This is a genomic window from Actinomyces sp. HMSC065F12, assembly GCF_001814535.1.
In the GTDB taxonomy this organism is placed as follows: domain Bacteria; phylum Actinomycetota; class Actinomycetes; order Actinomycetales; family Actinomycetaceae; genus Pauljensenia; species Pauljensenia radingae_A.
Genome location: NZ_KV816983.1, coordinates 130,292 through 142,576 on the forward strand (window position 1 = coordinate 130,292; position 12,285 = coordinate 142,576).

A 12,285-nucleotide genomic window follows, 5' to 3' on the forward strand; every position below is an offset into this window, starting at 1 on the left:
CTGGTTAACCGACAGGTCACTCAACCGGCGGGTTGACAGTGGCCGTGTCGAGGGCGGAGGAGTCCGCGCCGTAGGGCGCGAGGATTTTCTCTAGGTATCCGCTGTCCATCAGGTACTGCATGGCCTTGGCAAGGGCATCTGTCAGAGCCTGATCAGACTTGGAAACCGCAACGCCCTGTGGGGCTGCTTCGATGACGTCTCCAACCTGTTCGAGCTGTCCCTGGGTGAGCTTGACCGTGTAACTGATCACTGTGGAATCTGCCAGGGTTGCGTCGTACTGTCCACCCACAACCTTCGTGGCGACGTCAGTCTGCAGATCCATCGGCATGACCTGAATGGCGGGTTTGCCGTCGGCTTCACACTTTGCGGACAGCTCGTTGGCGTACTCGTGCTGGAACGTGCCGTTCTGAACGCCGAGGGTGGCGCCACAGGGGTCAGCGGGGTCGAAGTTCTTCGGGTTGCCTGTCGATACGGCGTATGCGGAACCAACCTCGATGAACTGAACGAAGTTGGTTTCTTTCTCACGTTCTGGAGTAATCGTGAACGCCGACATGCCGATGTCAAACTTGGTGCCCAGTGCCGGAATGATCGTGGGGAACTCGGCGTGCGTGGTGGTGCCTTCCGACAGACCCAGCACCTGTGCGAGGCCGCGCACCAGGTCAACTTCGTAGCCAACGGGGGTCTGACCATCGTCACCGCGGAATTCCGCCGGCGCGTAGTCCGTGGAGGCACCATTTCGCAGGACGTCACGATCCTTGATTTCCTGTGGAACGAGGGCAGCGATATCATCTTGGACTGGAATCTGGCTGGTATCGAAGGGGGTGATCCCCGTGGACGCCATTGGATTGTCGGCAGATGAGGTCGCTGATTGTGCTCCGGATGATGCGCCGGCATTCGACTGATCGGCAGGGACGTCATCGGGATCAGAGCACGCGGCCAGGCCACAGGCGGTCAGGGCAGCAATTGCAGTGACGACAGTAAACTTACGCATGATTTCCTCCAATATGCGAGCAACGCGAAGGAACTATTTCTCCACGTCGACCAACATATACGAGTATGCGCATAAAAGTATAGTGATGCGTCGCCGTCTCAATATGTGAAGCGACCGGCGCGGCGGCATCGCCGCTCAGACATGGTCAGTGGCCACGCAGGGCACGACGCGACGGGCGCGCCTTCATGGGATCAATGCTGCGAGGAACGCGTTGGTGCGTCTTGTTCTCCAACGCTGTCAACCGCTGAGAGATCGCAGGAACTTCCTCACGAGTCAGCGTCTTCTTGAGCTTCCGGATACGACGGTCAAGCTGCCCGAGGGTGATCTGTCCATCACCATGGCCCACCTCAATCAGGTGAATCGGAACGTTCTGGGCGACACGTTGCGTGTTGCGACGCTCCTGATTCAACATCGGGCGCACACGCGAGGAGGGTCCCTCGGAAATGAAAACCACACCGGGCCTGCCGACAAGGCGCCACACCAGATCCTGATGGCGATTCGCTGCAACAGGCTCTTCGCTGACAATCCACCCGCGCTTGATCTGACTGATAACCGCATACACGGATCCGATCGTGCCGTCGATCTGCTGATACATTGCGCGGCGCACAAGTGCAGCGAGCAGACCCATGCACAGCAGCAGTGCCAACATGACTCCCGTCAGGATCCACATGAACCATGAGTTGGTGAGGAATCCGAGGAGGATGCCAAGAGCGATGAGAACGATGGAACCACCGATCATCACCCATCCGATCCACGGATATGAGCGCGCAGTGATCTTATAAGCGTCAGCGAAGTTCTGATACCACCGACGCTTCTTTTCTTGGGGTGCGTTTTCCTTTGCCATAATGGTCCTATCCTACCTGTGATTGGAGCCGTGCGGGACCACGGCTTCCTGCGCGACGCAAAATCTCACCCGTGAGTGCGATAACAAGTCCGGCGCACACTGCGATCGCATACGCCCACGGCGCACCGGACGAAGACGCCATCATGCCACCCGCGGCTGATCCACAGGACACGCCGATTGTGACCGAAGACTGCATCGACGTCATCGCCACTGAAACACCTTGTGGGGGAGCCAGGCGTTCCGACAATGAAAAGGCCGTCACCATTGTGGGCCCCACGAAGAGTCCGGCAATGAGCAGCATGAGAGCAGTCAGGATAATGCTCGAGGCCCCAGCTGTTGCCCCCATCGCTGCCGCAATTCCGACCCCGCCGATGATGACGCGCCACGACAGTCGCACGGATTCGGGAATCAAGACAACCATCAGGGCCATTGCGGCTGACCCGATACCCATGACCGCGTAAATCAAACCGGCCTGCGTCTGCATTCCGGCCATTGCTGCTCGTTGGGTGGTGCCGGCCTGAACGGAGCCAAATATCGTACCGATACAGGCCATGATGAGGATCGCCGGAAGGACAACGCGCAGCACCGAGGCGATCGACACCGGCGGGGTTTGCGTGCGATCAGCGTCGTCCTCGTTCGGCAGGGAAGCGGGCGTGCGAATAGCGAAAGGAATCCCGGCGCACAGCACGAGGAGGACGGCCAGTGCCAATGGCGCGGCAGGTGCTGCGGCGGACGCGGCGATGCCAACGAGGGCTGGGCCGAGGACGAAGACGAATTCATCAGCGGTGGACTCATAGGAAAAGGCTGCGGCCAGATGATGGGGGGAGGTAGTGCGCGCCACCCAGCGTGCACGCGTAAATGAGCCAATCGGAACGGCAGTCAGGCCCACGCACAAGGCAGCTAGCCACAAACCTGGGCCACTGTGAGCAGTCAGCGCTACAGCGCATAGTCCAGTTAGGGAGAGCGCGTTGAGGGGGAGCAGCGTGAGCAGTACCGGTCGTTGTCCGCCAAGGTCAGCCCAGCGTCCGATCAGCGGCGAAGCGATGGCTGTTGACAGAGAGACCACACCGGTCGCCAGTCCGCCGGTTGCGACGGATCCAGTAGAGGCGGTGATTGCCGTCATCGTCCCCAACGGAACCATGGCGTAAGGTGCGCGAGCCACAAACGCGATGATGAGCTCGGGCCACCCAACCAGAGCGGGCAGAATACGATAATGCGCCAGAGCGCGAAATGGTGATGTCTGCACGAGAGCATGTCCCAACATAGGCGTGCCCTCAAGGGTCTTGCCAGGCAAGAGCAGGAGGGCTTGCTGCGCCACGGCAGCGGTGTCATTCTAGCGTGTATCCATGCGCCATCCACAGATTGCGATTGCGTATTGTGTCATAGGGGAAGGCCCGTCACAGTAGGGGCATGGATATCAATTCCTACGAGTTGCGGTCATTGGCCTCGATGAGCCATGCCGGCCCCATGTGGCACACACTGACTCGCGATGAGAACGCAGGCCTGCTGGCACTGCGGTCAGCTGACGATGCGCAGCGCCTGGAGTCACGGTGGCGCGCCTGGGCGCAGATTGACTGTGACAACGTGGTACGGCTCCACGACGTGGCGCGCCATGACGATGGACGGTGTGCCGTTGTGATGGAGTACGTCACCGGTCGCACACTCGACACGCTGATCGGGACTCCCTCACTTCGTCGCAGGCAGGTGCGCGAGCGCATCAGCGCGTCCATCCGGCGCGGTGTGGAGGCGCTCCACGAGCACGGCATCGTGCACGGCGACCTGTCTCCATCCAATATCGTGGTGCGCCCCGACTATCAGGCGGTCCTCATTGACATTATCGATGGTCCCGAAGGCATCATCGGCACTGAAGGATGGTCCGATGGTGAGGGCACAGTCGAGGGCGACTGGGACAGCGTTGCGCGTATTGAACGCAAACTCAGCGGCCCCGGCAGTGTGGGCGACGAATTAGGGGAGGTGCTGCGTCGCGCGGCGAACACGGAGCTCACACAGCATGAGAACGCGCCGGCACGGCATAAGCGACCTCGGTCTTCTCACGCAAAAGTCGGTTTTGCAGCGTGTATGGCGTTCGGAGTCGGCGCATGGGTGATCGGGCATGCAGTGCGCAGCGATGCTGAACAGAGCGTCTCCGAATCGGGCGCGGTATCAGCGTGCCCGAGCAGTGATGAAGCTCGTGACGTCATCACCGATGTGCTGCGTTCACGTGACAGCGCATTGATGAATCGCGATGTTGACGGGCTGACGTATGCAACCAGTGGTGTGTTGCTGGAGTCGGACCAGGCACTGATAGAGAATCTGGTCGCAGACGGTGTGGAATTGAAGAATCTGTCGACAGCCGTTGTGGGCGATGTGACGGTTCGCTGCGACGGGCAGATGGTGACGGTCAGCACCCGCATTCAGCAGGCCAGCCACCAGCGCTGCGAGGCTGGACTGTGTCGCAGCGTCGGCACCCAGCCTGAACACAACGTGGAACTGACACTGGGCGGACATCCGCTGAGTGTTCACGACATAGCAAGCGGGGATGCGCCGAGTAACTCGAGCGCACCCCCGCCTGGTGAGGATTTCTAGAGACCCAGATCTGCCTGGAATGCTCCCTGCTCCAGACGACGCTTGACGTCCATCAGGTAGCGGGCCGCGTCGCCGCCGTCGACCAAACGGTGATCGTACGACAGGGCCAGGTACACCATCGAGCGGATGCTGATTGAATCATTGCCCATCGCGTCCTTGACAACCACAGGGCGTTTCACGATCGTTCCGACGCCCAGAATTGCGGTTTCCGGCATGTTGAGAACCGGAGTGTCGAAGAGTGCTCCACCCGATCCCGTGTTGGTAATCGTGAAGGTGGATCCGCTCAGGTCATCGACACCTGCGCTGCCATCGCGTGTGCGCTTGGCCAGGTCATTGATCGAGGCTGCAATTTCAGGAAGTGACTTGCTTCCTGCATCCTTGATGACCGGAACCAGCAGCCCGCGCTCGGTGTCCACGGCAATGCCGATGTGCTCGTGATCGTGGTACGTCACCTTCTTGTCGTCGATCGTTGCGTTGATCTTCGGGTGCGCAACGAGGGCTTCGGTAGCGGCCTTGACGAAGAAAGGCAGGAACGTCAGCTTCGTATTGTGCTTTTCCTGGAACGGAGCCTTGGAGGCTGCGCGCAGGGCAGCAATACGGGTGACATCCACTTCGACCACTGTGGTCAGCTGAGCAGCTGTCTGCAAAGACTCGATCATGCGCTTTGCGATCGTCTGGCGCAGACGCGTCATCTTCTCAGTCTTTCCACGAAGTTCAGACGGCTCGAAGACGATCGGCTCATCGGATGACTGCGGTGCAGGAGCCCCACCAGATGCGGCCGGCGCTGCCTTCGACGAGGAGGACTCAATGGCTTTTTCGACGTCTTCGCGGCGAATACGGCCACCAACACCCGTGCCAGTCACGGTGGACAGGTCGATGCTGGCCTCACGTGCCAGCTTGCGCACGATCGGTGTGACGTACTGACCAGAAGCAACCGACTGTTCAGGCTGGTTCGCAACCTTCGTGCCGGACTCGGTAGCTTTCGGCGCCAGCGTTTCAGGCGTCTCGAATTCCTTCTTATCCGAATCGCCTGGCTGATGCGGCATCGGAGGAGCCGGGGGTGCAGGCGGTGCGGGTGGCGCAGGGGGTGCCGGAGGCGCCTGACGAGGTGCGGGCGGCTCGGCCGATGGGGATGGAGCCGATGTATCTTCCGACGGCTCATCGGGTGCGACAGCATCTGCCGTCTTCTTTTCCGCCGACTGGTCAGATGCTGCGCCGCCGGCCTGATCGGAGATCACGGCCACCACGGTGCCGACCTCCACCGTTTCGTCTTCTTCCACCCGGATTTCCACCAGGTAACCGGATGCGGGGGAGGGAACTTCAGAGTCGACCTTGTCAGTGGACACTTCCAGAAGCGGCTCATCTGCTTCGACCTCGTCACCGACCTGCTTGAGCCAGGTTGTCACCGTGCCTTCAGTGACTGATTCGCCCAAGGCGGGCATGGTGACCTCGGTGGTGTTACCGCCGCTCGAGGCAGGGGCCTGCCTGGATTCGGCTTCCGGCTCTGGTTCAGATTCCTCGGAGGCAGCTTCCTGTGATTCATCGGCGCTCTGGTCGCCCTCGTCGCCTGCCTCGTCCGCTGAAGCCTCTTCACCTTCCTCGCCAATCAGGGCGATCTCGGTTCCGACCTCGACGGTTTCGTCTTCTTCAACCAGGATCTTGAGCAGAACGCCGCTGGCGGGGGAGGGAACTTCAGAGTCGACCTTATCGGTGGACACTTCCACAATCGGTTCGTCAGCTTCAATCTTGTCGCCCACCTGCTTGAGCCACGTTGTCACTGTTCCTTCAGTGACGGACTCGCCCAGAGCGGGCATCTTCACTGCTGTCGCCATCGTTCAATCTCCTTTATGCGTGACTCAGTTGTGGGAGTGAAGAGGTTTGCCGGCAAGGGCCAGAGCTGCTTCACCAATTGCTTCGTTTTGGGTGGGGTGAGTGTGAATCAGCGCGGCCAGATCCTCCGGATACGCTTCCCAATTCACCATAAGTTCGCCTTCACCGATCTGTTCACCCATACGGTCACCCACAGCATGGAACCCGACGATCGGGCCATCCTGGACGTTGATCAGCTTGACGAAACCACTGGTATTCAAGATATTTGATTTGCCATTGCCAGCCAAGTTGTATTCGACTGTGTGAACGGCATCATCACCGTACTTTTCACGAGCCTGCTTTTCAGTCAGACCAACAGAGGCGATCTCCGGTTCACAGAAGGTGACGCGCGGAATTCCTGTCTCATCGATGACCTGAGGATTGAGCCCCGCGATCTCCTCGGCGACAAAAATTCCCTGCAGGAAGCCACGGTGAGCCAGCTGCAATCCGGGGACGATGTCGCCCACAGCGTAGACGTTGCCCACGCCGGTGCGCAGACGCTCGTCGGTAATTACGAAACCACGATCCATCGTGATGCCGGCCTCTTCGTAACCCAAGTCGTTGGTAACAGGACCGCGTCCGACTGCGACCAGCAGAATGTCGGCGTCAATTTCCTTACCGTTTTCGGTCGTGACGTGAACGCCGGAATCATCCTGCGTGGCACCGGCAAAACGCGTATTCGTGTGGAACTTGATGCCGCGCTTGCGGAACTGGCGCTCCAGCTGCTTTGAGACCGCTTCATCTTCGTTATTGGCCAGGTGCGGCAGTGCCTCGATGATCGTGACCTGAGCACCCAGTGAACACCACACGGAGGCAAACTCCAGGCCGATCACACCGCCGCCCAGGACGACCACGGATTTGGGCACCCATTCCATCTGCAGCGCCTGCTCAGAGGCGATAATACGGCCACCGATCTCGAGACCGGGGATTGAGCGCGAGTATGACCCCGTCGCAAGCACGATGTTCTTTCCCGTCACGGTGCGACCGTCAACGTCAATCGTGGTGGGGGAGGTCAGACGGCCCCATCCCTCGATCACGTCGATCTTTCGCTGGGAAATCAGCCCCTGCAGGCCCTTGTAAAGCTTCTTGATGACAGAGTCTCGGTACTTCATCAGCTGTGGCATGTCCACGCCTTCGAAGGAGGACTTCACACCGAAGTGCTCGGATTCCTTGACCGTGTCGACGATCTCAGCGGCATGCAAATAGGCTTTCGTTGGAATGCAGCCGCGGTGCAGGCATGTGCCCCCGACTTTGTCTCCCTCGATCAGTGCAACTCTCAGTCCTAATTGGGCGCCTCGTAAGGCAGCGGCATATCCGCCGGATCCTGCTCCTAAGATGACGATGTCGTAATCGGGCTCGCTCACTTATTCACTCCTCAAAGTTGGACTCGTGTGGACCGTCATGGACCAACTGGGTCTATTGTCCCACTTGCAGCGGTTTTTTTCTGACTTGTACGTGGGAACTTTTGGTGCGCCATCCCATATCTGGCGCCATCGCGCCAAGAACGGCCGTTTTGTCGCTTCTGGGCCGTACTATGTCATATGCGACAGTACCGCCGTTGCTGAAAGGAGACACTGTCCATGGGTGTTACGCCGGCACCACAGCCAGCAGAAAGCGTGGCAGATGATCGCGGCCCGTCATGGGGCTTGGGCCGCCTTGTTCCTGCCGCGTACTGGCTTTTCGGTGCATGGACAACGGTCGTGTCGATTCGTAGCCTGACAAGTCGGGGCGAGGAACCGCTGGGGCCCTATGTGCTCGCCCTGGTCGCCTCACTGCTGTACCTCGTTGCAGCAGCGGCGTTGACTCATAACGGGCGCCGCATGCGCATGGTCGGATGGGCCAGTGTCATCACTCAGACGGTCGGCCCACTGATCGTCGGACTGTCGTTCTGGGGAATCAACGAGCCCACATCCGAGCGATCCCCGTGGAGTCGTTTCGGCGCGGAATACTATTATCTGCCGCTGCTGCTGGCAGTCGTCGGACTGGTGTGGCTGTGGTGGTCAAATCCGCGTCGTATCGTGGAACTTGCCGAACAGATCGAACGCCAGCCGAGGCGCCGCAGTTAGCACGAGTGCGGGAATCCGATCTGACGCCAGGCCTCATACAGGCCGATAGCAGCCGAGTTCGCCAGGTTGAGTGACCGGATCCCCTCGCACATGTGGATACGGACCCGCGACGTCACACGCGGATCATCCATCACGTCCTCAGGCAGACCGGTCGGTTCGGGGCCAAACATCAACCCGTCGCCGTCGCTGTAGGACACATCGGTGTACATCGTGGTCGTGTGTCCGGTAAATGCCCAGATCTTTCCGGGAATGTCGGCCAGTGCATCGTCGAGGTTGGGGTGAACCTTCACGTGCGCCAAGTCGTGATAATCCAGGCCGGCGCGACGCAGTTTCGCGTCATCCATGTCGAAGCACAGTGGCTCAACCAGATGCAGCATCGATCCGGTGCATGCGGAAAGCCGGATGGCGGCTCCCGTATTGCCCGGGATGCGCGGTTCATAAAAGATCACATGTAGCACGTGTTCAATCTTGCCCCCTGTCGGGCGCTGACAGCGACATGGCGCGTCGTGATCTTTTACTCCTGAGGCGTGGCAAAGGTTGCCGTCAGTCTCCCTCGTGCAATCGTGTGGAACATGGTTGCGAAGGCAACCTGGGCGGCCGAGGCGTCCTCGTCCACCTCGAGGGTTTCGACGTCCAGTGCGTGAACGGCAAAAATGTAGCGGTGCGGGCGATCTCCAGGCGGCGGGGCGGCTCCGTAGTACGAATGGTCGCCGTGGTCTGCGCGAATATGGAAAGCGGCGCCGTCAAGGTCAAGGTCGGAGGATCCGGCACCTTGTGGAAGTTCGGTCTGCGTGGCAGGAATGTCCACGATTATCCAGTGCCACCAACCTGACGGTGTGGGGGCGTCCGGATCGAAACATGTGACGACGAATGAGCGGGTCTGCTCGGGGAAGCCGCTCCACGCCAGATGGGGTGAGACGTTTCCTCCCTCGGCGCTGTGGATGGCGGGAAGAGTCTGGTTGTCAACAATGTCGTTGGAAGTCACGGGAAAAGTAGCGTCAACAGGCAGGAGATCGTAGGGATCGGGGGCTGTTGGGCGATCGTTGAGGTTCACCATTGCTCCTTTCGTTTGTGATATCCACCATAGTCGTGCTGTGCGTGATTTTCGAGGGCGACTGGCGGATGAGCTCCAGATGCCGGGGGAGTGTCCTATGATGTCGAACATATGTTCGAAAGGAGGGGGAATGGCACTGAGTGCACGCGAACGACTGGAGCGCGCACGCGCAGCGCTTGCTCAGGCGGAAGAAGAAACTGGCGTGCGTCATCGCGACGAGTATGACATCCAACGCCATCTGAACTCACGTGCTCACGACGCCGAGGCTCCGGTGGGCTGTATTTTTCACGTTGAGCCCTCTGCGGCTCACCTGATCCGCGCCGTTATTGACCTGGCACCGCACGGAGCGTGGTGCGCATTTGTCGGCGTGGCGAATATGGGGTGGGAAGCGGCATCGAACATGGGACTTGAACTCGAACGCGTCATCGATGTGCCGCACCCGGATCGCTGTGCTGCCCAGATCCTGAGTACCCTGATCGACGGCGTGGATGTCGTCGCAGTGGGGCGGGTCGAACTGACCGTGCGCGAACAGCGCCAACTGGCAGGCAGAGCGCGCACACGCGGGATACGGATCGTCACTGCCTACCCGTGGATCGGTCTTTCGCGTCCGCTGGCTGCAAGTCTGGTGGCTCCAACGAAGCAGGCGGTCTGAGATGGCGGCCAGCAGACGCGTGGTGGTGTGGGTTCCCGACTGGCCTACCCAGTCACTTGCAGTTAACACGCCGCCAGGAGGGCGAGCCATTATTGCGTCAAATGGTCGCGTGCAGGCTGCGACACTGGCTGCGCGCCGCGCAGGTGTGCGCACGTCGATGCTCTTGACGACTGCGCAGTATCTGTGCCCCGACGCACTGATCTACCCAGATGATCCGCTTGAGCAAAATGCCGCATTCGAACATGTGCTCGATGCATGCGACCGGGTGGCCGCACATGTGACGTGCCTGCGGCCAGGACTGGCGTGGGCGCCTGCTGCAGGCCCGGCGCGGTGGGTTGGATCGGAAGAAAAACTCGCACAAAAACTGACTGAAACGATCGTCGAGGAATGCGGGGTCGAATGCCACGTGGGGATTGCGACGGGGATACTGACAGCAATATGGGCCGCCCGCTCTGATGAGATCGTTCCCGCCACCTGTGCCGAACAGTATGTGAGTGAAATACCGCTGGCGCATATTCCACGCATCGTACCGTGTCAACGCACACAGGACGCACATCATGCGATCGAGGTGCTTGAGGACCTGGGGGTGACAACGTGCGCTGATGTGCTGCGTGTCGGCAAGAAGGCGCTGCTGTCACGATTCGGGCGCTCAGGGGAGGACCTGTGGAGCCTGGCCAGCGGGGGTGACCTGTTTATTGCGCCGCGTGCACGCACCACCTCAGCGGTGAACGTGGAACGCACATTCGATGACCCAGTGACCAGTCTTGACATGGTTGCCTTGCAGCTTCGAGCAGTGGCGGAAAATCTGCGGCAGAAACTGTGGAGCCAGGGTGTCAACGCGCACGCGCTGAGTATCCGCGTCGCGACGACAACAGGACAGGACTGTGAGCGCACATGGTGTGGGGTGAACTGCCTGGACCCCAGTGAAGTTGTTGATCGTCTGCGCTGGCAATTACGCGGCTGGCTTGACCGCCTGCTTCCACAGGACGATGGCGATGCCGGTGGGTTGAGCACGATGCAGGTGGTGGCCTGCGACCTGTACGACACAGTAATGCCGGACCAGCTGTGGGCAGGGCCGGAGAGCAGTCGACGCGCTGAACGGGCCGCTTTGCGGGTGCAGTCAGTGGTCGGCACCGAGGGAGTGCGCGCGGTATGTATGCAGGGAGGATTCGATCCACGGTCGCGTGTGTACTCTTCCCCGTGGGGAAGCCCGGGACAAGAGCCCGTCAGGAGCGAAGGAGAATGGGACGGCGCTCTGCTGCGCGCGCCCACAGTGATGCTGGACAAACCCGAGCAGGTTGAGGTGCGCGCCGGGCTGACTCCTGTCGTGGTGACTGAACGCGGATACCTCAGCGCACCGCCCACACATATCGTGCGCGCCAGGGAACAGATCTCCATCGTGCAGGTGCAGGGCATCTGGGTTGTCCAAGGGCGCTGGTGGGAGGAACAGACAACAGAACGTTCGGCACGTGTCTATGTCATTGTAAGTCGGGACGGAAGCGACGTCCTGCTGAGCTTTCAGTCAGGCAGATGGTGGATCGAAGGTTTCTTTGAATAAAACGAGCTCGGGTACCATCAGGCTCAGGAGGACACGGTCGACGAGGAAAGGGAAGCTGTGGCGAAACTGTACTTCCGATACGGAGCGATGAACTCAGGCAAATCAACCGCACTGCTTCAGGTTGCCTACAACTACGAAGAACGTGGCCAGCATGTCCTGGTGATCAAACCGCGCGTCGACGTGCGCGGCAACGACACGGTGGTGTCCCGTCTGGGAGTAACGCGCACCGTTGATGTCCTTCTGGACTCCACCGATGACGTCTTTGAAGCGCTCGAGGCAACCGGCCGCATGGCTTCCACCTCCGCCATTCTGGTGGACGAAGCGCAATTTCTCACCCCACGTCAGGTTGACGATTTCCTGCGGGTAGCCGTCATGGATGGCATCCCCGTCTTGGCTTACGGCATTCGCACCGATTTCCGGACCAACGCATTTCCTGGTGCTCGCCGCCTCCTGGAAATCTCGCACAGCCTCGAAGAACTCAAAACGATTTGCCGATGCGGAAAGAAAGCAGTCTTCAACGGCCGCATCGTCAATGGCTCCTTCATCTTTGACGGCGGACAGGTCGCGATCGACGGTGTCGACTCAGGATATGAATCACTGTGCGCACGCTGCTACCTGCGTGAATCAGGCGGGAAGCTGGGAGACTGAGCATCTGCGCGCGCGGC

At 60.1% G+C, this 12,285-nt stretch carries 12 protein-coding genes; 5 read left to right on the forward strand and 7 right to left on the reverse strand.

Features of this window, described 5'->3' with window-relative positions:
• Positions 1–16: 16 nt before the first annotated feature.
• From HMPREF2975_RS06755 to HMPREF2975_RS06765, 3 genes are all read right to left on the reverse strand, one after another.
• Positions 17–991: an ABC transporter substrate-binding protein gene (locus tag HMPREF2975_RS06755; RefSeq protein WP_058236608.1), complete on the reverse strand. Its 975-nt coding sequence runs from the start codon at positions 989–991 to the stop codon at positions 17–19.
• A 145-nt stretch (positions 992–1,136) separates the two neighbouring features.
• A complete protein-coding gene (locus tag HMPREF2975_RS06760) occupies positions 1,137–1,835 on the reverse strand; it encodes a DUF4191 domain-containing protein (protein ID WP_058236609.1) in 699 nt (232 codons plus the stop codon).
• Between the two features lie 7 nt (positions 1,836–1,842).
• Positions 1,843–3,153 (reverse strand): MFS transporter, encoded by a 1,311-nt coding sequence (locus HMPREF2975_RS06765; protein ID WP_227469307.1) that lies wholly within the window; start codon positions 3,151–3,153, stop codon positions 1,843–1,845.
• A 92-nt stretch (positions 3,154–3,245) separates the two neighbouring features.
• On the opposite strand from HMPREF2975_RS06765, the gene HMPREF2975_RS06770 reads away from it, so the two are divergent.
• Positions 3,246–4,421, forward strand: coding sequence for a protein kinase domain-containing protein (locus HMPREF2975_RS06770; RefSeq protein WP_070726626.1), 1,176 nt, complete (start codon positions 3,246–3,248; stop codon positions 4,419–4,421).
• Here HMPREF2975_RS06770 and sucB read toward each other — a convergent pair.
• Both sucB and lpdA read right to left on the reverse strand, forming a co-directional pair.
• Entirely contained in the window at positions 4,418–6,253 is a 1,836-nt protein-coding gene (gene sucB / locus HMPREF2975_RS06775) for a 2-oxoglutarate dehydrogenase, E2 component, dihydrolipoamide succinyltransferase (protein WP_070726627.1), read from the reverse strand. The genes HMPREF2975_RS06770 and sucB overlap by 4 nt on opposite strands.
• Before the next feature lie 24 nt (positions 6,254–6,277).
• Positions 6,278–7,654 carry a dihydrolipoyl dehydrogenase gene (gene lpdA, locus HMPREF2975_RS06780; RefSeq protein WP_070726630.1) on the reverse strand — a complete coding sequence of 459 codons (1,377 nt, stop codon included), beginning with the start codon at positions 7,652–7,654 and terminating at the stop codon, positions 6,278–6,280.
• 216 nt (positions 7,655–7,870) lie between these two features.
• Here lpdA and HMPREF2975_RS06785 point away from each other — a divergent pair, with 216 nt between their 5' ends.
• Complete coding sequence (locus HMPREF2975_RS06785; protein WP_070726632.1) at positions 7,871–8,356, forward strand: hypothetical protein; 486 nt, start codon at positions 7,871–7,873, stop codon at positions 8,354–8,356.
• On the opposite strand, the gene HMPREF2975_RS06790 is transcribed toward HMPREF2975_RS06785, so the two are convergent.
• Complete coding sequence (locus HMPREF2975_RS06790) at positions 8,353–8,814, reverse strand: tRNA (cytidine(34)-2'-O)-methyltransferase (RefSeq protein WP_070726634.1); 462 nt, start codon at positions 8,812–8,814, stop codon at positions 8,353–8,355. The genes HMPREF2975_RS06785 and HMPREF2975_RS06790 overlap by 4 nt on opposite strands.
• Before the next feature lie 56 nt (positions 8,815–8,870).
• Positions 8,871–9,410, reverse strand: coding sequence for a YbhB/YbcL family Raf kinase inhibitor-like protein (locus tag HMPREF2975_RS06795; RefSeq protein WP_070726773.1), 540 nt, complete (start codon positions 9,408–9,410; stop codon positions 8,871–8,873).
• Positions 9,411–9,540: 130 nt separating this feature from the next.
• Between HMPREF2975_RS06795 and HMPREF2975_RS06800 the strand changes: the two genes are divergently transcribed.
• From HMPREF2975_RS06800 to HMPREF2975_RS06810, 3 genes are read left to right on the forward strand one after another with little or no spacing between them, the layout of a single operon-like run.
• Positions 9,541–10,062 (forward strand): hypothetical protein, encoded by a 522-nt coding sequence (locus HMPREF2975_RS06800; RefSeq protein WP_070726636.1) that lies wholly within the window; start codon positions 9,541–9,543, stop codon positions 10,060–10,062.
• Between the two features lies 1 nt (position 10,063).
• Positions 10,064–11,620 (forward strand): DNA polymerase Y family protein, encoded by a 1,557-nt coding sequence (locus tag HMPREF2975_RS06805; RefSeq protein WP_070726639.1) that lies wholly within the window; start codon positions 10,064–10,066, stop codon positions 11,618–11,620.
• Between the two features lie 57 nt (positions 11,621–11,677).
• Positions 11,678–12,268, forward strand: coding sequence for a thymidine kinase (locus HMPREF2975_RS06810; RefSeq protein ID WP_058236617.1), 591 nt, complete (start codon positions 11,678–11,680; stop codon positions 12,266–12,268).
• The last annotated feature ends 17 nt before the right edge of the window (positions 12,269–12,285 follow it).

Excerpts from the sequence above, each read along its gene's own strand:
- HMPREF2975_RS06755 (WP_058236608.1), bottom strand. The coding sequence starts at position 991 with ATGCGTAAGTTTACTGTCGTCACTGCAATTGCTGCCCTGACCGCCTGT.
- HMPREF2975_RS06760 (WP_058236609.1), bottom strand. The coding sequence starts at position 1,835 with ATGGCAAAGGAAAACGCACCCCAAGAAAAGAAGCGTCGGTGGTATCAG.
- HMPREF2975_RS06770 (WP_070726626.1), top strand. The coding sequence starts at position 3,246 with ATGGATATCAATTCCTACGAGTTGCGGTCATTGGCCTCGATGAGCCAT.
- sucB (WP_070726627.1), bottom strand. The coding sequence starts at position 6,253 with ATGGCGACAGCAGTGAAGATGCCCGCTCTGGGCGAGTCCGTCACTGAA.
- HMPREF2975_RS06785 (WP_070726632.1), top strand. The coding sequence starts at position 7,871 with ATGGGTGTTACGCCGGCACCACAGCCAGCAGAAAGCGTGGCAGATGAT.
- HMPREF2975_RS06800 (WP_070726636.1), top strand. The coding sequence starts at position 9,541 with ATGGCACTGAGTGCACGCGAACGACTGGAGCGCGCACGCGCAGCGCTT.
- HMPREF2975_RS06805 (WP_070726639.1), top strand. The coding sequence starts at position 10,064 with ATGGCGGCCAGCAGACGCGTGGTGGTGTGGGTTCCCGACTGGCCTACC.